This window comes from Rhizobium rhizoryzae, assembly GCF_011046895.1.
Classification (GTDB): Bacteria; Pseudomonadota; Alphaproteobacteria; order Rhizobiales; family Rhizobiaceae; genus Neorhizobium; species Neorhizobium rhizoryzae.
The window spans coordinates 260,641-285,686 of sequence record NZ_CP049249.1; the positions used below are offsets into that span (position 1 = coordinate 260,641).

The following is a 25,046-nucleotide window of genomic DNA, read 5'->3' on the forward strand; positions in this document are numbered from 1 at the left end:
GATGATCCGATACATCGCCTGGCGCTTCATGGTGATGATACCCACCCTTTTGCTTATCTCGATGCTGATCTTCACGATCATTGAGCTGCCTCCGGGTGACTTTTTCGAAAGCTATGTGGAAGAGTTGAAGGCGATCGGCGAGAAGGCCGATATGCAGGAAATCGAGGATCTGAAGGCGCGCTATGGCTTCGATCAACCAATGCCGATCCGCTATCTGAACTGGGTCGGCGGCATGCTTCATGGCGATTTCGGCTACTCCTTCGAGTACCGAATGCCGGTGTCGGATGTGGTGGGCGACCGCTTGTGGCTGACGATCCTCGTGTCCACCGTCACCATCATCCTCACCTGGCTGCTGGCCTTTCCCATCGGCATCTATTCGGCCACGCACCAGTACAGCTGGGGCGATTACGGACTGACCCTCTTCGGGCTGATCGGTCTCGCTGTTCCGAATTTCGTGCTCGCGCTCATTCTGATGTATCTGGCCAATATCTGGTTCGGCACGTCCATCGGTCACTTGATGGATCAGAAATATCTCTCCCAGCCCATGAGTTGGGAGAAGTTCAAATCCATCCTCGAGCATATCTGGATCCCGGTGATCATCATCGGAACGGCTGGAACGGCGGGCATGGTTCGCCGGGTACGCGCGAATCTTCTGGATGAGCTTCACAAGCAGTATGTGATGACGGCGCGCGCCAAAGGGCTTCATCCCTTCAAGGTGCTGATGAAGTACCCCTTCCGCATGTCGCTCAATTTCTTCATTTCCGACATCGGGTCGATCCTGCCTGCCGTCATTTCCGGCGCTGAAATAACGGCGGTGGTTCTTTCTCTGGAAACAACGGGACCGATGCTCATCCGGGCACTTCAGGCACAGGATATGTATCTCGCCGGTTCGTTCCTGATGTTCCTGGCCTTCTTGACAGTCGTTGGCGTGCTGGTTTCGGATATCGCACTGGCCATCCTTGATCCGCGTATCCGCTTGCGGGGAGGGAGCACGAAGTGATGACGAAGCCTGGCGCAGACGGGGACGTTCTGCCGCATTACGTGCGCGAAGCACCTTTCGATCCTTACGCGGATGATGCCGCATCGGGCAGTTCTACGCTGGATGAAGCGTCTCAGCTGAAACTGATGTGGTGGCGCTTTCGGCGTCACAAGCTCGCATTGTTTTCAGGCATCGCTCTGCTGATCATGTATTTCATGATCGTGATCGTGGAATTCCTCGCGCCCTACAAGGTGCATACTCGAAATATGGATCATATCTTTGCACCGCCCCAGGGCGTGCACTTGTTCCATGATGGCAAGTTTGTCGGCCCCTTCGTCTACGGGCAGAAGATGACGCTCGACATGACGACCCTCCGGCGGGTCTATTCCGACGATACGGGCGACGTGCAGAAGCTGCGCTTCTTCTGCCGTGGCGAGCCTTATCGTTTCTGGGGGCTGGTCGATGCGAACCTGCATCTGGTCTGCCCGGCCGAAAACGGACACTTCTTCCTGCTCGGGACGGACAGGCTGGGCCGGGATATCTTTTCGCGTATTCTCTACGGCGCGCGCATCTCGTTGACCATTGGTCTTCTGGGCGTTGCCACGAGCTTCGTTCTCGGCATCGTGATCGGCGGACTGGCTGGTTATTGGGGCGGCTGGTTTGATCTCGTGGTCCAGCGCATCATCGAGATGCTGCAATCGATCCCGACCATTCCGCTATGGCTCGCGCTGGCTGCAATCATGCCTGTGGATTGGAGTCCGCTCCTCGTCTATCTCGGAATTACCTTTATTCTCGGGCTGTTAGACTGGACCGGTCTTGCCCGTGCCGTACGTTCCAAGCTGCTTGCGCTTCGCGAAGAGGACTATGTCCTTGCCGCTCAGCTCATGGGAGCAAAAAGCCCGCGTATCATCGGGCGGCATCTTGTGCCCGGTTTCATGTCCCACCTCATCGCCAGTGCCACGCTCACAATTCCGAGCATGATCCTTGGCGAAACCACCCTCAGCTTCCTAGGTCTTGGGCTTCGGCCTCCGATCACCAGCTGGGGCGTGCTTCTGACGGAAGCCCGCTCCGTGAGTGTTCTTGCGCTTTACCCATGGCTCTTGTTACCAGTCATTCCGGTAATATTTGTCATCCTCGCCTTCAATTTCCTGGGCGACGGTCTTAGAGATGCAGCCGACCCGTATAAATGAGTTTGACCGGATTGCGCGGGTCGCGTTTTCCAGCCAATCGAATGTTCTAGGAGAAGACCAAGATCCATGTCGAAACGTCTTGGAAACGCTCGCATCCTTATGTACAGCCACGATACCTTCGGGCTTGGACACCTGCGGCGCTGTCGTACAATTGCCCACTCGCTGGTCGAGGATTATCGCGGGCTGAACGTGCTCATTATTTCCGGTGCGACAATCGCGGGCGCGTTCGATTATCGAGCGCGCGTTGATTTCGTGAAGATTCCGAGCGTCATCAAACTGCGCAACGGCGAATATACGTCCATGGACCAGCATATCGATCTTCATGAGACCATGAAGATGCGGCAATCCATCATCCGGCACACAGCCGAAACATTCGAGCCCGACATTTTCATCATCGACAAGGAGCCTCTTGGTCTGCGCAGCGAGGTGGAGGATACGCTGGTCTACCTCAAGACCAAGGGCACGACGCTTATTCTCGGACTTCGGGACGTGATGGACGCGCCGCACCTGCTGGAGGCAGAGTGGAAGCGAAACGATGTTCTGCGCAAGATCGGTGCTCTCTACGACGATGTCTGGATTTACGGGCCACCGGATTTCTATGATCCGCTGACCGGTATCGATGTGCCGCAGAGTGTGCGGTCCAAGATGAATTTCGTAGGTTTTCTGCAGCGTAACGCTTCCAAGGATGCAGCCCTGCCCAATCCGGAAAAAGGCGATTACCTGCTGGTGACGACAGGTGGCGGCGGTGACGGGGCGGACCTTGTTCGCGATGTGATCGCTGCCTATGAGGCCGATCCGACACTGACGCATAAGGCAGTCATCGTGCTGGGTCCCTACATGTCGGCAGACCTGCGAAGCAGGTTCAAGGAGGCGTGTGACGCGCATCCGCTTCTCGAGATCATCGAGTTCGACAACCGGATGGAAGATCGTATTGCCGGTGCAAAGGCCGTTCTCGCCATGGGCGGGTACAATACCTATTGCGAGATCTTGTCCTTTGATAAGCCCGCCCTGATCGTGCCAAGGACGCAGCCGCGTGAAGAGCAGCTGATACGTGCGACGCGTGCTTCCGAGCTCGGACTGGTCAGCATGCTTTCCGCCGAAGAGTCGGCCGATAGCTTGAAATTCGCCTCTGCCATCAAGGAGCTTTTAAAGCGCGATCCGCCATCCGTCAGCGCCCCTGGCATGCAGCTTGAAGGCTTGCCCAATATTTCGCGCATTGTTGCGGAGTGGTTCAAGCGTAAGGACGAAAACCACCTGCAGATCGTTCAGGGTTGAAAGCCGTGACCGAAAAGAAGAAAATTGTCGTGCTGCTGAAGGGTTATCCGCGTCTCTCGGAAACCTTTATCGCGCAGGAACTGCTCGGTCTGGAGCGTGCGGGCTATCCGCTGGAACTGGTGGCCATGCGCAGGCCGACCGACAAGAAGCGCCATCCGGTTCACGACGAGATCAACGCCAAGGTCTGGTATCTCCCGGAATATCTGCACGAAGAACCGCTTCGTGTTCTGAAGGCGCTGGTGCGAGTTTGCCGTGCCAAGGGCTTTGCCAGCGCACTGAAAGCCTTTTGGGCGGATGTGAAGCGGGATTTTTCGCGCAACCGTTTCCGGCGTTTCGGTCAAGCTGCGGTGCTTGTGGCAGAATGGCCGCGCGATGCAGCGTGGCTGCACGTGCATTTCATTCACACACCAGCCTCGGTCGCGCGCTATGCCAGCATGATCAGCGGTACGCCGTGGACAGTGTCGGCCCATGCCAAGGACATCTGGACATCGCAAGATTGGGAGCTTCAGGAAAAACTGGCGCATGCCGACTGGGCGGTAACGTGCACGAAGGTTGGTTTCGAACAGCTGACCCTTCTTTCGAGGGGACGAAACAATGTCCATCTGAGCTATCATGGGCTGGATCTTGATCGATTCCCGCATTTTCTGGGGTCAAGGCCTTCACGAACCGGTGCGGATGCGTTCGATCCTGTGCAGATCCTCAGCGTCGGGCGTGCTGTCAAGAAAAAGGGTTATGACGTTCTGCTGAAGGCGCTTGCCAAATTGCCGCCTGATCTGCACTGGCATTTCACCCATATCGGCGGTGGTGACGAGCTTTCGAAATTGAAAGCGCTTGCGGATGAACTGGGTCTCCAGAAGCGGTTGACGTGGAAAGGTGCGCTGGATCAACGGGATGTGCTGGAGCATTACCGGACCAGTGATCTATTTGCGCTTGCCTGCCGTGTCACGTCGGATGGTGACCGTGACGGCCTGCCGAACGTAATGGTTGAGGCAGCCAGCCAGGGTCTGCCCGTAGTATCCACAACAGTGTCGGGCATCGTCGAGTTGTTCGAGAACGAGACGAACAGTCTTCTCGTGGAATCCGAAGATATAGACCAACTGGCTGGCGCACTGGATCGGATGATTCGCGATCCGGCGCTCAGAGACCGGCTGTCGACGACTGCCGAAGCCAAAGTACGAAGCGAATTCGATTATCACAACAGCATTCGCGATCTCGATAGACTGTTCACGAAGAGCTGGTCCAAGATCCCATGACATCCGCTGTGCAAGCCTCCGATAGCCGAAAGCGCGTTTTCTTTTATGTGCAGCATCTTCTGGGCATCGGGCACCTTGTGCGTGCAAGCCGTATCGCGAAGGCGATGGCGCAGGCGGGCCTGGATGTCACCGTCGTCACTGGCGGCAGTATCATAGAGGGGTTTCCGGGGGAGGGCGTCCGTCACGTTCAGTTGCCGGTCATCCTGTCGTCGAACAGCAGCTTTTCGGGTCTGTCTGACGCGAGTGGCAATCCGGTGGATGAGCCGTTTATGCGTTTGCGCGTTGAGATGCTTCTCGCTGCCTTTCGCCAAGCAGATCCTGACGCCGTCATCATCGAGGCATTTCCATTCGGGCGTCGCCAGATGCGTTTCGAACTTCTGCCCCTGGTGGAGGCCATCCGGTCGCATCCGCGCAAGCCGCTGCTATTTAGCTCGGTGCGGGATATCCTGCAGGAAAATCGAAAGCCCGGCCGCGATGAAGAAACCGCGAGCCTGATTGAAGAGCATTTCGACGGGGTCCTGGTCCATGGCGACGAGAATTTTGTTCGTCTGGAAGACACATTTCCCCTCGCAAGGCGCGTAGCAGACAAGGTGTTCTATACGGGGCTGGTCGCGCCGGAACCGCCGCAGCCCAGCGAAGATCGTTTTGATGTCGTCGTCTCGGCGGGTGGCGGCGCGGTCGGTGCGCAATTGATCGAAGCCGCGATTGCAGCTCGCGTCGAGCTCTCCGACACACGTCGGTGGTGCATCATAACGGGCCCGAATATGCCGCAGGCGGATTTCGAACGGATTGAGCGCGAGACGCCTGCAAGCGTGAGCCTGTTTCGCTTCCGCAAGGATTTTCCGAACCTGCTGATGAATGCTCAGTTGTCCATTTCGCAAGCAGGGTACAATACCGTTTGTGACCTGTTGCGGGCGAGCTGCGATAACGTGCTGATCCCCTTTGCGTCAGGTGGAGAGACGGAACAAAGCGTTCGGGCCGAGAAGCTGGAAGCGCTCGGTTTTGCGACTGTCGTGTCAGAGGCAAGGTTGAATGGCGCGACCCTCGCGGCGGCTATCTCAGCCGCAGATTGCTCGCCGCAGCGAATGAAGCCCGCACTATCACTGGATGGTGCAGCGAACACGGCATCCAGAATTATGGAAAAATTGAAAATCTGAGCTGCCGTTCGTCGCAGCCTTAAGACAACACAGGATCATAAATTTGTCCTGATGCCTTGCTTCTTGATGGCTAAACATCAGACTGGAGACGCGGTCTACCGAATCGAAATCTGCCGCTGTCGTTTTGAAAGCTTTCTCCCATGACACCGAACGATCAGTCTGATCTTTTCAATCTTGCTCCCATTGCAATGTGGATGGAAGATTTTAGCGACGTACAGCGTCAGTTGCAGGCGTGGAGAGCGGCTGGCATCAACGATATTCGTTCCTACTTGAGGGCTGACCTCTCACGCGTTGCGGCCTGCGCCAGTCTGATCCGGGTCATGGCCGTCAATCGCAAGACGCTGGAGCTCTTCGGCGCGACCGACCAGGCCCATCTGGTTGAGAGTCTTGGGCAGATATTTCGCGGCGAAATGCTGGAGAGCCATATCAATGAGCTCTCAGCCCTTTTCGAGGGGCAAACGGAGTTCGCAGGGTCGGCGGTGAACTATACGATTTCTGGCCAGAGGCTCGATATCCAATTGCGTGGTATCGTGATGCCTGGATACGAGAATACGCTGGAGCGGATCCTGCTGACAACGGAAGATGTGACCGAAAGAGAAACGGCACGCCGCAGGGAGGCAGAAAACCGTCAATATGCGGAAGGTATCTTCCAGCATTCGCCGGTATCGCTCTGGGTGGAAGATTTCAGCCGCATCAAACATATGCTGGAGGATCTGCGCGATCGCGGCATCAGCGATTTCCGTGTCTTTACGGATGTGCACCCGGAATTCATTCGCCAGTGCATGAGTGAGATCCGTGTGATCGACGTCAACCAGGCGACGCTTGATCTCTTCTGTGCGCCTGACCGCAACACACTTCTGCATCGTCAGGGTGAAATCTTTCGCGATGAAATGGAGAAGCACTTCAAGGAGCAGTTGATCGAGCTATGGAACGGCAATCTCTTCCATCAGCGCGAGGTGGTCAACTACGCGCTGGATGGGGCTGAAAAGCACGTTCTGCTGCAATTCTCCGTGCTTCCCGGTCACGAGGACGATTGGGCTCAGGTGCAGGTGGCGCTGACCGATATCACGGCGCGCAAAAAGGCCGAAGCCTATCTCGAATATCTCGGCAAGCATGATGTCCTGACCAAGCTTCACAATCGGGCTTTCTACATCGACGAACTGAACAGATTGGAACGCAAGCCGTTGCGCCCGGTCTCTGTGCTCATTCTGGACCTGAATGGCCTCAAGGAAACGAATGACACGATGGGCCACGACGCCGGGGACGCTCTGCTGCGCCGTCTCGGTGAGGTGGTGACCGGCGCCGTCTCCCGCCCCAATCACGCCGCCCGTATCGGTGGGGATGAGTTTGCGATCCTCATGCCCGGTGCAGACAAGGTCGCGGCGGCGGCCATGGCAGACACCGTGAATGAGCTTCTGAAGATCAACAATCAGTTCTATTCGAACACGCCTCTCAGCATATCGATTGGCGTTGCCACGAGTGACGAAGGCGAAAAGATCGAGTCCGTGGTGCGGCGTGCAGATGCCTTGATGTATGAAAACAAGCGCGAGCAGCAAGCATTCCGCCCCATGATCCGCGCCAAACGTTGAATATGCTCTCCGCTCACAGCGGAACTTCGCGCCCAAAAGTTGAAATAGCCGCTTTAAGACCCTGACAGGATTGTTGATTTCCGTGGCTCGCGACGTTTTCAACAAAAATTGCACAGCTTTGCAATCTTTCACTTCTCCTTCTGGCTCTGACATTCTAAAACAGTAATCTTGGAGGCTGGGGAGGTCCGCCACCAACGAATGTGGCCCATCAAGATTTGAATGCCACGCCATGAAAAATGTCAGGGAGGAATGAATGTCCTATCGCACGTTCTATGCAGGCGCCGTCGCAGCAGGTGCAATTTTGGCAGCGACGCAAAGCTTTGCAGCCACCGAATTGCAGTGGTGGCACGCCATGTCGGGCGCCAACAACGAAGTTGTGGAGCAACTCGCCAAGGAATTCAATGAAAGCCAGACCGAGTACAAGATCGTACCAGTATTCAAGGGCACCTATCCGGAAGCATTGAATGCCGGCATCGCCGCATTCCGCGCCAAGCAGGCTCCCGCAATCCTTCAGGTCTTTGATGCAGGCAGCGGCGTCATGATGGGTGCCGAAGGTGCCGTCATGCCGGTTGCCGATGTCCTCAAGAAGGGCGGCTTCACGTTCGACAAGTCGAAGTATCTTTCTGGTATCGTAGCCTACTATTCGAAGCCGGACGGCACCATGCTGTCCTTCCCCTACAACTCTTCGTCGCCGATCCTTTACTACAACAAGGACACCTTCAAGAAGGCGGGCTTGAACCCGGATGCTGCGCCGAAGACCTGGCCAGAAATTTTTGAAGCCGCCAAGAAGATCAAGTCCAGCGGCGCTAGCCCTTGCGGCATGACATCCACCTGGTTGACCTGGATCCAGACCGAAAACCTGGCGGCCTGGAACAACGTCTCCTACGGAACGAATGAGAACGGCCTCGGTGGCACGGATGTGCAGCTTAAGGTCAACTCCCCGCTTTTCGTGGAGCATTTCGGCAAGCTGGCTGAACTCGCAAAGGACGGCACCTTCCGTTACGGCGGTCGTACATCCGAAGCCAAGCAGCTTTTCACCTCTGGTGAATGCGGCATCATGACCGAGTCTTCCGGCGGTCTGGGCGACATCATCAAGTCCGGCATGAACTACGGCATCGGTCAGTTGCCCTACTATCCGGGCGAAGGCCGTCCGCAGAACACGATCCCAGGCGGCGCCAGCCTCTGGGTCTTCGGCGGCAAGAGCGATGCCGAATACAAGGGCATTGCCCAGTTCTTCAACTTCCTGTCCCAGACCCCGATCCAGTCTCGTCTGCACCAGGTGTCCGGTTATCTGCCGGTAACGATGGCTGCTTATGAGGACACCAAGAAGTCTGGCTTCTACGAGAAGAACCCGGCCCGCGAAACGCCGATCCTTCAGATGATGGGCAAGGCTCCGACGGAAAACTCCAAGGGCGTGCGTCTCGTAAACCTCCCGCAGGTGCGTGACATCATGAACGAAGAATATGAAGCTCTGCTCGCAGGCAAGCAGGACGCGAAGGCAACGATGGACAAGATCGTTGAACGCGGCAACGCTGCCATCAAGCAGGCTCGTCGCTAACTTCTCCAAAAGGCGCCCGCGACATGGATTTGTCGCGGGCTGCCTTTGCCGGGACAGGCGGGCCTCGATATGCCTGTCGTTCCCTGATTTCAAATCGCGTGGATTGACCCGAAGGCACATCTGCTTCCGGGCTCGCGCATTCACAGGACAGCCGCCGTGCAACGCGTCGTTTTTCCCAACAAGGTGCTGCCATATCTGCTGGTCGCACCGCAGATCATATTGACAGTGATCTTCTTTTTCTGGCCTGCCAGTCAGGCGCTTTATCAATCGATGCAAAGGGAAGATCCCTTTGGTCTTGCAAGCGGCTTTGTTGGACTGGACAATTTCCGGTACGTCCTGTCGGATGAGAATTATATTCATTCTCTGCAGGTAACCGTTGTGTTCAGCGCCGCCACGGCAATTCTTGCTATGGTGGTCGCGCTTGCGCTGGCAACAGCAGCCGATCGCGTCACGAAAGGCCAGGGCTTCTATCGCACGCTTCTGATCTGGCCTTATGCCGTAGCGCCCGCCATTGCCGGCATGTTGTGGTTGTTCATGTTCAACCCCGCCATGGGTACATTCGCCTATATCCTGCGCCGTAACGGCATTGCATGGGATCCGCTTTTGAATGGCGATCAGGCAATGGTTCTGGTGGTCGTCGCGGCGGCCTGGAAGCAGATCAGTTACAACTTCCTGTTCTTTGTTGCGGGCCTGCAGGCTATTCCGAAGTCTCTTATCGAGGCTGCAGCCATTGATGGTGCGCGCGGATCGCGGCGCTTCTGGACCATCGTGTTCCCGTTGCTGGCGCCGACGACGTTCTTCCTGCTGGTGGTGAATACCGTTTATGCCTTCTTCGATACGTTCGGCATCATTCATGCTGTCACGCATGGTGGCCCGGCAAAGGCCACGGAGACCCTGGTTTACAAGGTCTATAATGACGGGTTCGTAAACCTCGACCTCGGCTCCTCCGCAGCCCAGTCGGTCATCCTGATGATCATCGTCATTGCCCTGACTGCATTCCAGTTCCGCTTCGTCGAGAAGCGCGTGCATTATTCGTGAGGCCGAGATGATCGAAAGACGACCTATCGCAAACCTCTTCGGCCATCTGATGCTGATCATCGGCATCATTATCGTGGCCTTCCCGATCTATTACACCTTCGTTGCCTCGTCGATGACGTCGGCAGAGATCCTCAGGCCGCCGATTTCGCTTCTGCCCGGCGACCACCTTGTGGAAAATTACACCAGCGCCATGACAGGCGGTGTTGAGCGTGTTGCTGGCGTCAGCCTCGAGCGCATGCTGTTCAACACGCTTGTGGTGGCTCTCGCCATTGCCATCGGCAAGATCATCATCTCGTTCATTTCGGCCTATGCGATCGTGTTCTTCAAGTTCCCGTTCCGCATGGTCTTCTTCTGGATGATCTTCGTGACGCTGATGCTGCCCGTCGAGGTTCGCATCCTGCCGACCTACAAGGTCATTGTCGATCTGGGGCTGATCGATACTTACATGGGGCTGACGCTTCCCTTGATGGCATCGGCCACCGCCACTTTCCTGTTCCGCCAGTTCTTCCTGACGATTCCTGGCGAACTGGTCGAAGCCGCTCGTATCGACAATGCAGGCCCCTTCCGCTTCATGAAGGATATCCTGCTGCCCCTGTCGCGTACCAACATCGCGGCGCTCTTCGTTATCCTCTTCATCTACGGCTGGACACAATATCTGTGGCCGCTTCTCGTAACCAATGATGCACGCATGTCGACCATCGTCATTGGTCTGCGCAAGATGGTGGATTTCGCAGACGCAGCAACCCCGTGGAACTATGTCATGGTCACGGCGATCCTTGCTATCATCCCGCCCATTCTGGTGGTGGTTCTGATGCAGCGCTGGTTCGTCAAGGGCCTTGTGGAGACTGAAAAGTAATGGCCAAGATTACCCTGAATAACGTACGCAAGACCTATGCGGGCGCGGTAGAAACCATCAAGGGCGTGTCGCTCGACATTGCAGATGGCGAATTGCTCGTGCTGGTCGGCCCCTCCGGCTGCGGCAAGTCCACGCTTCTGCGCATGATTGCCGGTCTGGAAGGTATCTCGTCGGGCGAGATCACCATCGGGAACCGCGTGGTCAACGACCTGGAGCCGTCGGAGCGCGATATCGCCATGGTTTTCCAGAACTATGCGCTCTATCCGCACATGACGGTGCGCCAGAATCTGGCCTACGGCCTGAAGAACCGCAACACTCCAGCAGATGTCATCGATCAGCGGATCAAGAAGGCTGCTGCGACGCTGGAAATCGAGCAGTATCTGGAGCGCAAGCCACGCCAGCTCTCCGGTGGTCAGCGTCAGCGTGTCGCCATGGGTCGCGCGATCGTTCGCGAACCATCAGCGTTTCTGTTCGATGAGCCGTTGTCGAACCTCGATGCCAAACTGCGCGTTCAGATGCGTGTCGAGATCAAGCGTCTTCAGCGCGCACTGGGAACGACGAGCGTCTATGTCACGCACGACCAGATGGAGGCCATGACCCTGGCCGACCGGCTGGTTGTTCTTAACGGTGGCAAGATCGAGCAGGTCGGAACCCCGATCGAACTCTATGAGCGACCAGCTACCACCTTTGTGGCAACCTTCATCGGCTCTCCTTCCATGAACCTCATTGATGTTGCTCGCGGCGGTTTTGCGCTGGGCCAAATCAGTGCCGGGAAGGCCGCGACGATTGGCGTTCGTCCCGAGGATCTGAAACTGCAGGATGGCTCTGTTGCCAATGCCGCCTTCAGCGCCGATGTGACCGTCGGTGCAGTGGAGCTGGTTGGAGCAGAAAGCTATGTCTACGGCACCCTGCCGTCCGGTGCGGATATCACATTCCGTGTTTCTGGCCGTTCGCGGATCGAAACGGGTGATAAGCTGTCGGTCGCAGCGTCTGCGGCAGATCTCCACTACTTCGACGCAAATGGTGTTCGCATAGACTGAAATGTACCAGCCGTCGCTCGCGTGGTCTCCTGAGGTCGCGCGAGCAGCATCTTTCCGCGCAGATGGTGATAGTCTGTTCATCGTGCGAATCGTCAGGACCAAAGTGCGCCCGGCGCTAACGTAACATTCAGAGTTTTGGCTGAATCCTGAGATACTGTTCGCTCGATTCCGATTTGCGAGTCAGAGAAAGAGACGAGAAATGGGCTCGACAGCCGTCATGATAAACCTGTTTGGAGCAGTTGCATTGCTGCTCTTCGGTCTCGCACAGGTGAAGGATGGCGTCTCCAGAGCCTTCGGCGGAAAACTGCGGACCGGCCTCGCATCCGGCACAAAAAACGGTTTTCGATCCTTTTTTTCCGGCTTCTTTGCCACTATTGCCCTGCAAAGTTCTACCGCGACGGCGCTGATGACAGCCTCCTTTGTCGAAAAGGATCTGATCAAGCCACGCATGGCGCAAATCGTCCTTCTCGGCGCAAATGTCGGGACCGCGATCACCGCCTGGATTGTAGGGTTTGGCATCGGCTGGCTTTCCCCCCTCCTGATCTTTATCGGGATCGTCGTCTATCGCGGGCGCTCGACCAGCCGCCAAGGGCTTGGCAGCGCCCTTATCGGTATCGGCTTGATGCTGTTGTCTCTGCATCTGATGAGCGCTGCAACCGAACCGCTGCGGCATTCGGAGGCGCTGGTGGCATTCATCGGCCTTCTGGATAATGCCTGGATCGTGGCGTTTGCTCTCGCCGCCTTTATCGCCTTCGTATCGTCCTCCAGTCTGGCGGCTGTCATCCTGATCCTGTCGATGGCAGCGTCTGGAACAGTACCAACCGGACTGGTTGTCGTCATGGTACTGGGTTCGAATTTTGGCGGCGCCATTCCACCGTTTATCGCTTCGCTTGGAGGAGCAGCACCCGCGCGACGCGTCACGCTCGGCAATCTGGTGGTCCGCGGTGTTGGATGCGCGGTTGCACTTCCACTTGCAGGCTACGGCGGTTCTCTGTTGGAAACACTCCCAACGCCCCATTCAATGCTGGCGGTTGATGCGCATCTCGCCTTCAATCTTGTGCTGGCAGCGCTCGCCTGGCCGTTTTCCTCGCTGCTGTCTAACGCTATGGCGAAGTTCATTCCGCAGGAGGTCGAGAACGACACGCAACCCCGTTTCCTCGACAAGGCAGAGCTATCGACACCCGTTGTCGCGCTGGCAAGTGCCACGCGTGAAGTGCTTGGGGTTGGCGACCTGATCGAACGGATGCTGATCAAGACATCCGACGCATTCACTCGCGGCGACTTCTCGCAACTCGCAGACGTGGGGCCACTGGAAAAGCGCGTCGATAATCTTCAGCAGGAAGTGAAGGTCTATCTCTCCAAACTGGGCCGCGTTGGACTGGATGAGGAAAACAGCCGACGCTCGATCCACATCATCGACTATGCCATCAATCTCGAGCATATCGGCGACATCATCGAAAAGGGGCTCGTTCCGCAGATCAGCAAGAAGATCTCGCTTGGTTTGAAGTTTTCGGAGGATGGTTATGCCGAGCTGACCAAGCTCATGAACCTTACCTTGGACAACCTGCGCGTTGCGCAGACCATTTTCGTTACCCGAGATTTTGCGCTTGCCAAGCGGATGATGGAAATCAAGGTCGAAGTTCGCCGGATGGAAAAGCAGTCCGCCGAGCAGCATTTGAAGCGATTGCAGGAAGGCAATACCGAGAGCCTCCAGACCAGCTCGCTGCACCTTGATCTGCTACGCGACCTCAAGCGCATCAATGCGCACATCGTTTCCGTGGCGCATCCCATCCTAGATGAAAGTGGTCTCCTGGTTGAAAGTCGCTTGAAAGCGGCGGAATAAAAATAATTTCATTATTGAGAGCGTGATACCAGCGAATTTACTTGCGCTTGATCGCCTATTTTCACTTGTAAGGCTTGATAATCCGGCTAAAACTCTACGCCATTGCTTCATTTGCATGCCTGGGGAGGATTAAGCCATGTCACGCAATGAAAATGTTTTTATTGCTTTAGAAGGCTGTCAAACCGTTGCGTTACAGGAAGCGATCGATAAGGCCGCGCGAGATAGAGTGAGGCTGGTACTTGCGCCCGGTCTCTACATATCAGGGGGGCTGCGGCTACGAAGCGGTCTCGATCTGCACCTGTCCGAAGGTGCAGTGCTCCAGTTTCTGTCCGATTATGCGGCTTATGCCGACAACACGATTGATGTCATTGCCGAAGACTCCAACACAGCGATGATTCTCGCGCAGGATGCCGCCGATGTGCGCATTTCGGGCAAGGGCGTCATCAAGGCGCCTGGACCGGATTACGTTGTCGGTCGGCTGGACGACATGGGCACGCATATTCCGGCGGCGCACCGGCCAAGGGTCCTCGTCTTCGATCGTTGCCGGAATGTGTCTCTCTCCGACTTCTCGGTCCGAAGCTCTCCGATGTGGACGATCCACCTGATCTCGACCCATGATGTGACGATCAGCGGCGTCAAAGTGGATAATGACAGAGAGATGCCAAATACGGACGGCATGGTGATCGACTCCTGCGAACGCGTTTCCATCCGTGACTGCGATATCGCGACTGCCGACGACGGCGTCGTCCTGAAGACGAGCAGGGGATCGGATGGCAAAGCCGTCGGTGCCTGCCGGGATATCACGGTTCGCGATAGCAGGATCGAAAGCCGAAGCTGTGCCTTGAAAATCGGCACCGAAAGCTACGGCGATTTCGAAAACATCCTGTTCGAGGATTGCGAGATCGTTCGCTCAAATCGCGCGCTCGGCATCTTTTCGCGAGACGGTGGCCGAGTGCGCAATATCGTTCATCGCAATATTCGCCTTGAGGCCAGCGAGACGCCGGACGGTTTCTGGGGGTCGGGCGAAGCGATCACCATCAATGTCGTGGACCGGCGGCCGGGCACGCCCGCAGGCTCTGTCGAGGATATCATCTTCGAAAACATCACCGGCACGATGGAGGGCGCGATCAACATTGTTGCTGACAGCGCGTCCGGCATTCGCAACGTGTCCTTCCGGAAACTGGCGATTGACCAGCGGGATGGCCGCTTCCGTGGGCAACGGTATGACATGCGCCCGACGCATTTCGATCTGGCCCCTTCGCCAGATGCTGCAGGTCGCGCCAATGCCTTCGTCAAGGACGAGAACGGGCAGGTGATCGGTCTTGTGCCTTATCCCGGAGGCATGCCTGCTTTCTTCGCATCGAACGTGGTCGGGCTTCAGCTTTCCGACGTCGAATTCCGGCGCCCATCGCCGCTTCCGTCTGGTTGGGGCGCAGAGGCTATCGTCGTGCGCGAGCGCGAAGCTGCAGTGTGGTCGTGAAAGCTACCGCTAGCGCTTACGACACAGACATATCTGCGCTCCTGACCTCACACTGGAATGACCTCATGAAACGCCTGAAGAAGCTTGATAACCTGCTGGCGCGCCTGCGTGAGCGCATCTTTACTCCTTTGGGCATCAATGTCCCGCTGGCTTACGCGCCCGGTTCCGCGGCCAATCGCCCTGCCATGGTGGCGAGCGATCGTGCTGGATGGACGGCCGTGTCCCGGGATCTCATCTGGGGTGAACCGGATGGCTATTACTGGTTCGGTGGCAAGATCATGCTTCCGCCCGAAGCCGAAGGAAAACGCATCGTTGTCAGCGTAGAGGCGGCGTTTGGCAGCGTGATGGGCAGAAGCGATCCGCAATGTCTCGTGCGGGTCAATGGCGCCATACGCCAAGGAGTGGACGGAAATCACCGCGAGTTTCTGCTGACCGCTGAGGGCAAAAGAGGCGAGGCCTTCGATATCCTCATTGAAGCTGGAACGATCGAAGACCGCAGGCAGCTAGGGTTCGCCTGCGCGCTCTATACGCATGATCTTGAAGTCGATGATCTCTACTATGATCTGCGCGCACCCCTCGATGTTGCACGCCTTCTGGCCGAAGACGATCCGCGCCGTCATTTCATCATGAACCATGTGGAGAAAGCCCTGGATCTGGTCGATCTCCGCCCAGGCGATAACGCGCGCTTTCTCCGTTCTGTTGCTGCGGCACGACTTGCTGCCCAACCCATTTATGAGACGCTGGATTTCGAGGCGAAGCCGACCATCACCGTCACCGGACATACCCATATCGATGTTGCGTGGCTCTGGCGGGTACGGGAAACGCGCCAGAAGATGGCTCGCTCCATGGCGACGGCGCTGGCGCTGATGCAGGACTTTCCAGACTACCGCTTCATGTATAACCAATGCGTGCTTCTGGACTATCTGTCACAGGACTATCCTGAACTGTTCCAGCGGATCGAGGCTGAAGTAAAGACGGGCCGTTTTGAGATCGAAGGCGCGCTGTGGCTGGAGCCCGATGTCAACATTGCCGGTGGCGAAGCCCTGGTTCGCCATATCCTGTATGGTGTCGAGTATCATGAAAAGACCTTTGGCATCCGCCCACGCATGGTTTGGTTGCCAGATACGTTCGGCTATTCCGCTTCCCTGCCTCAATTGATGGAGAAGTCGGGCCTCGACAGTTTCGTCACACACAAGTTGTCCTGGAACGATACCAACCGGATGCCGGATGAGACCCTGTTCTGGCAGGGTATCGATGGCACGAAAGTGCCCGCCTATTTCCTGACAACGCAGCCTTACGACTCAAGAAGCATCGGCACGACCTACTGCCCGGATCTGAAACCCAGCCACGTCATGGGCACCTGGCGCAGGCACGGCCAGCAAGAGTTGAACACAGAACTTTTCCTGGTCTATGGCCACGGTGACGGCGGTGGTGGCCCAACGCGGGAAATGCTGCAGAACATTCGGCGCATGGAACGCGGCATTCCTGGCTGCCCGAAAGTTGAACACGCCCCGATGCGACCCTTCTTCGAGCGGTTGATCGAGCGGATGAAGGCAAACCCCGAGAATTATCCAGTATGGGTCGGCGAGCTTTATGCGGAGTTCCATCGTGGAACGCTGACATCGGTTGCCAAGAACAAGCGCAACAACCGTCTGGCGGAAATCGCCTTGCGCGAGATCGAAATGCTGGCTGTTCTCGCACAGCGGCAAGCGGGTCATGCCTACCCCTCGAGGCAAATTCGCGCGCTTTGGGATATTGTGATGCTGAACCAGTTTCACGATATCCTGCCGGGTTCCTCCATCGGCCCGGTCTATGATGACAGTGACCGCGACTATGCAGAGTTTTTTGAAACGGCTGCACGGCTGACTGCCGAACTGCTCGATGTCTTGCGGGCACGTGAGGGGCTCTCCGTGTTGAACACGCTGCCTCGCACGCGCAGTGGTCTTGCCTTTACCACGCAGGACATTGGCTCTGCCTCTCGGCAGGTCATACATCGCGCGGATGGCGCAGCAGAGTTCGCCATTCCAGTCAGCAACGCGGCGGCGCTCGGCTTCAGTTCTGTTCAAGCATCGCCGGAACAGGGCCCGGCGCCCGTTGTGACGCTGTCTTCGCTCGAAAACCCGAACCTTGTCGTGCGCTTCAATGACACGGGCGGTATTACCTCGATTTTCGACCGTCTCGCAGATCGGGAATTGCTACCGTCAGGAGCGATTGCGAACCAGCTCCAGATCTTCCGTGACATGCCCGTGCAGTTCGATGCCTGGGATATCGATGCCGATTTCGAGGATCAGCCCTATGAGCTGGGCGCTCCGGTTGATTACCGGATTGTGGAGCAGGGGCCTCTGCGCTCGGCCCTCCGTTTCGAGTGGGCTTATGAAAACTCGCGTATTGTACAGATCGTTTCTCTTGAAGCGGACTCGCGGCAAGTGGAGTTCGATACCTATATCGACTGGCATGAGCACAATACGCTGCTGAAGACTGGCTTCCCGCTGGCGCTCAACTCTGCATCGGTCGAGGCTGAGATCCAGTTTGGCCATGTCAGCCGCGCAAGCCATCGCAACACCTCATGGGATCGAGCACGGTTCGAATGTTCCATGCAGCGCTGGGTATCCATGCAGGAACCGGGCTTTGGTGCGGCTTTGCTGAATGACAGCAAATATGGCTACGACGCCAAGGGCAATATGCTGAGACTGACGTTGCTGCGTTCGCCGACCTATCCATGGGAGCAGGCAGATCAGGGCCAACATCGCTTCCGCTATGCATTGATGTTGCATGATGGCAATCTCGTCGCAGTCCATGAAGCAGCCGAGGAATTCAACAATCCACTCCGCATCGTATCCGGTCACTTTGCGGCTGCGCTGCCCTTCGAGGTTGAAGGAGAAGGCGTCGCAGTCGAAGCGGTCAAACGGGCGGAAGGCGATGATGCCCTCATCGTTCGCCTGTGGGAGACGGGAGCACGACAGAGAACAATTGCGCTTCGGCTTCATAGCGCCATCGCAACAATCGAGACCGTGGATCTCCTCGAACGCGACCCGCAGCCATTGCAGATCTCCCCGGATGGTCATGTGGCGCTGACTCTGAAACCATTTGAAATCGTGACACTGAAATTGACAGGAACTGGCAAGTCATGAACGCGCCCTATCATCAGATCGATGTAACGATCGACACATTTCCGGAAGGCGAAAAATCCTTTGTCGAAATTCCCTTCTCGGTTGGTCCCGATGTAGACCGCATTGAAGTCAGCTATCACTATCCCTTCGGCGGCGGTGGCAGCGTGATCGATCTCGGCGTTGCGCGAAACGGCCGCATGCGTGGATGGACCGGCTCAGAACGCGGCCACATCACGGTTGAAGAAGATCGCGCGACCCCGGGCTATGATGCAGGGCCGCTGCCTGGCTCGTGGCATGTGGTGCTCGGGATCGTGAAAATCGGGCCGAACTGCAAGGTTGATGTCCAGATCCGCTTGATCAACAAACAGAAGCAGTGGCTGGTCGGCGAACTGCACAGTCATTCGGAACACTCGGATGGCGGTGTCACGGTTCTGGATGCAATCTACCGCGCACGCGCCGCGCGTCTGAATTTCGTATCCATTACCGACCACAACACCATTTCGCAGAATTTCATTCGCCCGGACGATCCCGACATTTTGGTCATCCCCGCGATAGAACTGACCTCCTTCTATGGCCACACGAACTTTCATGGCGTGGCAAAACCCGTCGAGGACTGGCGCTGCCGCTCGCCGAAAGATGTTGCCGACAAGATGCTGGAGGCGAAGGCAAACGGGGCAACGATTGTCATCAACCACCCATTTCAGAATTCCGATGGTGGGCGTTGGCAATCAGGTTTCGATGTGTGCTTCGATGCCTACGAAATCTGGAACGGCAACTGGTCCGTGATGAACGAGCAGGGGCTCGCATTCTGGCAGGAATTGCTGGTGCAGGGCCGTCGGATCCCGGCGACGGGTGGCAGCGATTTCCATCTCAAGAACCGTCGTCGTCATGGACGGCCCGCAAACCGGCTTCTGTCGAAAGGCCATTCTATTGCGGCGATCCTCGAGGCGGTTCGGGCGGGTCGCAATGTCGTATGTCATTCGCCGGACGAAGCGATGGCAAAGCCATTTGGCGAAACTACTCCCGATTTTGGTTCGCAGGTGTCTGTTGGCACAAGTGTTCCGGTCGAATTCAGTGGCCTGAGTGTAGGAGACGAGGTTCGGGTGATTACCGAGAAGGGGCAGATTGGTGTACAACACGCCGATGCCGCAAGCTTTGTGCTGGACCACCGCTTCGAGGGACAGTTCGTTCGCTTCGAAGTGTGGCATGGCAAGGAACCCAAGCTGTTCACCAATCCATTTTACGCCGAATAGGGGATAGAATTTGGACCGTCGCACAGAGCGCAAGATCGGCATCAAGGATGTATCCAAGGAGGCGGGCGTTGCGCTCAGCACGGTGTCGCACGTGCTGAATGGAACGGCGCCGATTTCCGCCGAGGTTCGGATCAAGGTTCTGGAGGCGGCTCGGCGGCTGGGTTATCTCGCCAAGCGGCAGCAGAAAGGCGCAATCGCCTCCCTCAGCACGATCTACCTTGCCGTGCCGCCCGGCAATCTGCCGCATAACGACATCAACCTGGTTTCGTGGACGCTGCTGACTGCACTCTCCCGCGAATGCGAGCGGCGCGGTATCAAGATCGTGGCGCACAACGGTTCACCTGAGTTGAACGCGGCAGAGATTCTTGCGGGCGCCAAGGCGGTCAACGCAGAAGGGATCATCCTCGTCTACGATGATAATCCGAAACTTCTACGGCCGCTCGCGGCTTCGAACTACGCCATTGTCTTACTCAATGGCGAAGACCCGACCATGTCGGTAGATACGGTTGCGCCCGCGAACCGCTATGCAGCACGGCTTGCTACGCAGTGGCTTCTTTCGCGCGGCCACCGGCGCATTCTTCATCTGACATGGCGCGGACGCAGTACCATCATGCGGCGCCTCGACGGTTTCCATGATGCCTATATGGAACAGAATCTTCCTCTGGATCTTGGTCGCACGATTTATGCGGATGGCTATGAACCGGATCATGCGCGGGAGGCGTTGAGGTCGTTCATCTCTCGCCACGGCGGCCTGGATGGCCACACGGCAGTCTTTTGTGCCGCAGATAACCTTGCGATCGGGGCGTTGAGCGAGTTGCAGGCGCAAGGTTTCCAGATTCCCGGTGACATCGCGGTCGTCGGATTTGACGGCGTCGCCCCAGGCGACCTGACCGTTCCGTCTCTGACCACAGTCCGGGTTCCGCTCGACTCGCTCGCTGTGGCCACACTGAAGGCGTTGGAGCAGAGGCTTTCAATCAGCGGACACGATCACCCGACCCAACGCATTGAATTGGGTTGCCGTCTCATCGAGCGGGATAGCGCGGCATCCAACCTCCTTCGCTGATGCGAAAAATGAAAATATTTTTGTCCTTGATTTTCACACTCCGATGAAAGATCGTCCGTTTCAGGGCGATTTAATGGGAAATATAGTGGTTATCGCCGAAATTTTTCCATCTGGGAGGACGGGCATGCGCAATAATAGAAAAATTTTCATTGCATCAATAGTTGCTCTTCTGACGAGCTGTGCCGCCACGACGGCGCTTGCGTTTCAGGAGTCGCCGATGCTGGCCGAACAGGTGAAGGCCGGGAAGCTTCCGCCGGTTGAAAAGCGTCTTCCTGCAAAGCCCCGTGTGCTGGATCTCGGTGAGGCAGGTACATTTGGTGGCACGTGGCATCGCGCCTATAAGGGACCTGGTGATCGCTGGGGTCCGACCAAGCTGCTTGAAGAACGCGCGGTGAAATTCGTCATGGGCGAGGATGGCAAGCTTGAGCTGATGCCAACCTTCATCGAAAGCTACAAGATGAGCCCGGATGCGAAGGAATTCACCTTCACGCTTCTTGAAGGCCTCAAGTGGTCCGACGGCCAGCCGGTCACGACGGAAGACGTCAAGTTCTGGTATGAAGACGTGTTCATGAACCGTGACATCGTGCCGGTGATTGATACGCTTTATGCGCCTGGCGGCAAGCCGATGAAGGTCGATATCGTCGATGCGCGCACCTTCAAGGTGTCGTTCGAAACACCTTACGTCTACTTCCTGACGATCATGGCGAAGGACTCGATTGGAGAGCCAAGCCTTGACCGCCCAACCTTCATTCAGCCGAAGCATTACCTGAAGAACTTCCATCCCAAGTATGTGGACAAGGCCGCTCTCGACAAGGCCGTTGCGGAAAAGGGCGTCAAGAAGTGGCAGGATCTGTGGGGCTCCAAGGGCCCGATCACGGCCTGGAACCAGAACCCCGCTCTGCCGGTCATTACGCCCTGGAAGATCGTGACACCTCCACCGGCCGATGTCATGGTGATGGAGCGCAATCCTTATTACTACGTGGTCGACAAGGCGGGTAACCAGCTGCCCTATATCGATCGCGTCGAGCACAAGCTCTTCGACGCACAGGAAAGCTTCAACCTGATGGTCGTGCAGGGCCAGCTGGATATGCAACAGCGCTTCACGAACAATGGTGACTTCACCTTCTACAAGGAGAACGAGAAGAAGGGGAATTACAAGGTTCTGAAGTGGACCAACTCCGAAGTCTGGTCGCTCGTGCCCAACCTCACAACCAAGAACAAGCAATTGCAGGAGCTGTATGCAAAGGCCGAGTTCCGTCAGGCGCTGAGCATAGGTGTCGATCGTGATACGATCAACGAGCTCGCCCAGTCCGGTCTCGGAGAAGCGCGTTCTGCCTCGCCGGTCTCCGGTTCACCTTACTATCAGGAAGACCTCGAGAAGCACTGGGCTGAATTCGATCCCGAAAAGGCAAACAAGCTGCTCGACCAGATCGGTCTGAACAAGAAGGATGCCGACGGTTTCCGCCTGGGTCCGGATGGGAAGCGCGTGACCATCGTTGTTGAAGCCAACCAGGATGCGTTTGCGAACACGCTGGAACTGGTTCGCAACAGCTGGAAGGACATCGGTATCGAGCTTCAGGCGCGTATTATCGACCGTACGGCGTTCGATGCAAACCGCGACAACAACAGCTTCGAGATGCAGTACACCTCCTTCGACCGCCTTTCCATCGTGCCTTCCGATCCGCGCCTCATCCTTGGTGACGATGGATACGGTCAGGAATACTACAAGTGGCACGAAACCAAGGGCGTATCGGGCATTGAGCCGCCAAAGGATCATCCGATCCGCAAGCTCTGGGCTGCGTGGGAAAAGGCTTCCGTTGCGGGCACGCAGGAAGAGGCGGACAAGGCCGTCAACGAGATGATCCGCACCTTTGTCGAACAAGGTTATGTCATTGGTCTCGTGGGTGAAACCCCGGCGCTGGTCATTGCCAAGAATACCGTGAAGAATGTCCGCGACGGTCTGATCAACGACGACGTGACGCGCGGCGAAGGATTGGCCTTCCCGGCGCAGTTCTTCTTCGCAAAATGATGAAGAGACGCCCGCGGCACTTGGTGATCGTGGGCGTCATTTTCCATTGAACTGAACCGGACCAAAGCTGTTTCGGCGAGCCTGTTGCCCCCTTTCGTGGCAACAGGCCCCGTGACCATGCGCCCGGTGCCCGGAAAGGGAAGCCATGCTCAGCCTCATCGTCAACCGGATCCTGTGGGCCATTCCCACTCTGATCTTCGTGTCCTTCATTTCCTTCGTCATCATCCAGCTTCCGCCGGGCGACTATGTCACCGCCTACGTGGCGCAGCTGCGGCATTCGGGCGAATACATCACCGAATTGCAGGAAGCGGCGATGCGGCAAGAGTTCGGCCTCAACGATCCGTTGTTGGTGCAGTACTGGCGGTGGATCAGTGCCATCGTCATGCATGGTGACTTCGGCAGGTCGCTTGAATGGAACATGGACGTCAAGGACATGATCTGGGACCGGCTTGGCCTGACGCTGGCGATCTCCACCCTTTCGATGATCTTCACCTGGATCATTGCGATCCCGATCGGCGTGTATTCCGCGACGCGCCAGTATTCGTTCTTTGACTACATCTTCACTGTCTTCGGCTTCATCGGCAAAGGCATTCCGGAATTCATGCTGGCGCTCATCCTGATGTGGCTGGGTTACGCCTATTTCAACATGGATGTCGGTGGGCTGTTCTCAAGACAATACGAGACGGCACCTTGGTCGTGGGGCAAGTTCGTCGATCTGCTCGAACATCTCTGGGTACCGATCGTTGTTTTGGCGTTTGGCAGCACGGCGGGTCTCATCCGCGTCATGCGTGCCAACATGCTGGACGAGTTGGGCAAACCCTATGTCGAGACAGCCTATGCACAGGGCTTCACCGAGCGAACGGTTGTCTGGCGCTATCCTGTCCGCATTGCTCTCAATCCATTCATCTCGACGGTGGGCTGGGCGCTTCCCGCTCTGTTCTCCGGCGATATCATTGCCGCCGTGGTCCTCAACCTGCCGACAACAGGCCCGCTGCTTCTGAAAGCCTTGCAGATGCAGGACATGTATCTGGCCGGAAGTTTTATCCTCATCCTTAGCGTCTTCACCGTCATCGGCACGGTGCTATCCGACATCCTGCTTGCGGTTTCCGATCCGCGCATTCGCATGGCGTAAGGAGACTAGATTCATGACCCAGATTTCCAACACCATGTCCGATCCGATTTACGATGCCGTCATGGCTTCCGAAGAACGCGAAGTGCCGCCTCTTGCCGGTGAGCAGACCACGAAGGAAGGCCGCAGCTATACGGCAAAGCCATGGACGCTCATCTGGTGGCGCTTCCGCAAGCACAAGCTTGCCATGGCTTCGCTGTTCTTTCTGATCTTCTGTTTCTTCTCGGCACTGTTTGCCGATTTCATTTCGCCTTATCGCCCGGCTGACATCGACAAGTTGAACACGTTCGTGCCTCCGGCAAACATCCACCTGTTCCACGATGGCAAGTTCCAGGGCCCGTTCATCTATGCGCTGAAACGCTCCCGCGACCCGGAAACGGCGCGCGTGATCTATGAGCGAGATACGACGAAAATCGTACCGATCAGCTTCTTTGTCGAAGGACCGGAATACGATCTGCTTGGCTTGGTTCCCACCAAGATCCATCTCTTCGGTGCTGCCGACAAACGCCAGAAGGTGAACCTTCTGGGCACGGATTCCCTTGGACGTGACCTGTTCACGCGTCTGCTCTATGGCGCTCGCGTTACCCTGTCCGCTGGTCTGATCGGCGTGGCATTCTCCTTCGTCATCGGCCTCTTCATCGGCGCGATCGCCGGCTATTATGGCGGCCTCGTTGATGCTCTCATTCAGCGTCTGATGGAGTTCATCCGTTCTGTCCCGACAATTCCGCTCTGGATGGGATTGGCGGCTGCGCTGCCAATCGCCTGGGATCCGCTGTTCGTCTATGTGTTGATCACATTCATTCTGGCCCTGATCGGCTGGACCCATCTGGCGCGTGTCGTGCGTGGCCGTTTCTTTGCCCTGCGCAATGAGGATTACATTCTCGCCGCACGGCTGGCCGGTGCATCGGAATACCGCATCATCACGCGCCATATGCTGCCTGCCATGACCAGCTATATCATTGCCGCCGTGACCCTCGCGATCCCGGAAATGATCCTCGGTGAAACGGCGCTCAGCTTCCTCGGTCTCGGCCTGCGTCCACCCGTCGTCAGCTGGGGTGTGCTGCTGCAGGACGCGCAGAACTTGCGCTCCATCAGTCTGGCGCCCTGGCTGCTATCACCCGGCATCGCCATCATCTTCGTGGTTCTGGCCTTCAACTTCCTCGGTGATGGCCTGCGCGATGCGGCCGATCCTTATGGTCGCTGA

The 25,046-nt window shown here is 56.9% G+C and carries 18 protein-coding genes; all 18 read left to right on the forward strand.

Translation table 11 applies throughout. From position 1 onward, the window contains the following. Nucleotide 1 precedes the first annotated feature (1 nt). The 18 genes from G6N80_RS02050 (at nt 2) to G6N80_RS02135 (ending at nt 25,046) form a co-directional block, all read left to right on the forward strand. A complete protein-coding gene (locus G6N80_RS02050) occupies nt 2-1,000 on the forward strand; it encodes an ABC transporter permease (protein WP_062556754.1) in 999 nt (332 codons plus the stop codon). Continuing rightward, nucleotides 1,000-2,169, forward strand: coding sequence for an ABC transporter permease (locus G6N80_RS02055; RefSeq protein WP_165130923.1), 1,170 nt, complete (start codon nt 1,000-1,002; stop codon nt 2,167-2,169). The genes G6N80_RS02050 and G6N80_RS02055 overlap by 1 nt, the downstream gene beginning before the upstream one ends. Nucleotides 2,170-2,235: 66 nt before the next feature. Beyond that, nucleotides 2,236-3,444 (forward strand): glycosyltransferase family protein, encoded by a 1,209-nt coding sequence (locus tag G6N80_RS02060; RefSeq protein WP_165130925.1) that lies wholly within the window; start codon nt 2,236-2,238, stop codon nt 3,442-3,444. 5 nt (nt 3,445-3,449) lie between these two features. Then, the gene (locus G6N80_RS02065) at nt 3,450-4,697 is read left to right on the forward strand and encodes a glycosyltransferase family 4 protein (protein WP_165130927.1); all 1,248 of its coding nucleotides are present in this window, start codon (nt 3,450-3,452) and stop codon (nt 4,695-4,697) included. Further along, nucleotides 4,694-5,854, forward strand: coding sequence for a glycosyltransferase family protein (locus G6N80_RS02070; RefSeq protein ID WP_165130929.1), 1,161 nt, complete (start codon nt 4,694-4,696; stop codon nt 5,852-5,854). Before G6N80_RS02065 ends, G6N80_RS02070 begins: the two co-directional genes overlap by 4 nt. Before the next feature lie 140 nt (nt 5,855-5,994). Continuing rightward, the gene (locus tag G6N80_RS02075) at nt 5,995-7,443 is read left to right on the forward strand and encodes a sensor domain-containing diguanylate cyclase (RefSeq protein ID WP_165130931.1); all 1,449 of its coding nucleotides are present in this window, start codon (nt 5,995-5,997) and stop codon (nt 7,441-7,443) included. Nucleotides 7,444-7,696: 253 nt separating this feature from the next. Beyond that, nucleotides 7,697-9,001, forward strand: coding sequence for a sn-glycerol-3-phosphate ABC transporter substrate-binding protein UgpB (gene ugpB / locus G6N80_RS02080; RefSeq protein WP_062556749.1), 1,305 nt, complete (start codon nt 7,697-7,699; stop codon nt 8,999-9,001). Nucleotides 9,002-9,157: 156 nt separating this feature from the next. Further along, complete coding sequence (gene ugpA / locus G6N80_RS02085; RefSeq protein WP_062556748.1) at nt 9,158-10,039, forward strand: sn-glycerol-3-phosphate ABC transporter permease UgpA; 882 nt, start codon at nt 9,158-9,160, stop codon at nt 10,037-10,039. A 7-nt stretch (nt 10,040-10,046) separates the two neighbouring features. Continuing rightward, a complete protein-coding gene (gene ugpE, locus G6N80_RS02090) occupies nt 10,047-10,895 on the forward strand; it encodes a sn-glycerol-3-phosphate ABC transporter permease UgpE (RefSeq protein WP_062556747.1) in 849 nt (282 codons plus the stop codon). Then, a complete protein-coding gene (locus G6N80_RS02095) occupies nt 10,895-11,935 on the forward strand; it encodes a sn-glycerol-3-phosphate import ATP-binding protein UgpC (RefSeq protein ID WP_165130933.1) in 1,041 nt (346 codons plus the stop codon). The genes ugpE and G6N80_RS02095 overlap by 1 nt, the downstream gene beginning before the upstream one ends. A 199-nt stretch (nt 11,936-12,134) precedes the next feature. Then, on the forward strand, nt 12,135-13,778 hold the full coding sequence (locus tag G6N80_RS02100) for a Na/Pi cotransporter family protein (protein WP_062556745.1): 1,644 nt from the start codon (nt 12,135-12,137) through the stop codon (nt 13,776-13,778). Between the two features lie 136 nt (nt 13,779-13,914). Further along, a complete protein-coding gene (pglB, locus tag G6N80_RS02105) occupies nt 13,915-15,258 on the forward strand; it encodes a polygalacturonase PglB (RefSeq protein ID WP_165130935.1) in 1,344 nt (447 codons plus the stop codon). Between the two features lie 65 nt (nt 15,259-15,323). Then, a complete protein-coding gene (locus tag G6N80_RS02110; protein WP_165130937.1) occupies nt 15,324-18,389 on the forward strand; it encodes an alpha-mannosidase in 3,066 nt (1,021 codons plus the stop codon). Beyond that, nucleotides 18,386-19,621: a CehA/McbA family metallohydrolase gene (locus tag G6N80_RS02115; protein WP_165130939.1), complete on the forward strand. Its 1,236-nt coding sequence runs from the start codon at nt 18,386-18,388 to the stop codon at nt 19,619-19,621. The genes G6N80_RS02110 and G6N80_RS02115 overlap by 4 nt, the downstream gene beginning before the upstream one ends. A gap of 10 nt (nt 19,622-19,631) precedes the next feature. Beyond that, nucleotides 19,632-20,684, forward strand: a complete 1,053-nt coding sequence (locus tag G6N80_RS02120) for a LacI family DNA-binding transcriptional regulator (RefSeq protein ID WP_165130941.1) — start codon at nt 19,632-19,634, stop codon at nt 20,682-20,684. 124 nt (nt 20,685-20,808) lie between these two features. After that, the gene (locus tag G6N80_RS02125; RefSeq protein ID WP_165130943.1) at nt 20,809-22,713 is read left to right on the forward strand and encodes an ABC transporter substrate-binding protein; all 1,905 of its coding nucleotides are present in this window, start codon (nt 20,809-20,811) and stop codon (nt 22,711-22,713) included. A gap of 145 nt (nt 22,714-22,858) precedes the next feature. Further along, nucleotides 22,859-23,845: an ABC transporter permease gene (locus G6N80_RS02130; protein ID WP_062556739.1), complete on the forward strand. Its 987-nt coding sequence runs from the start codon at nt 22,859-22,861 to the stop codon at nt 23,843-23,845. A gap of 61 nt (nt 23,846-23,906) precedes the next feature. Continuing rightward, nucleotides 23,907-25,046, forward strand: coding sequence for an ABC transporter permease (locus G6N80_RS02135; protein WP_156379346.1), 1,140 nt, complete (start codon nt 23,907-23,909; stop codon nt 25,044-25,046).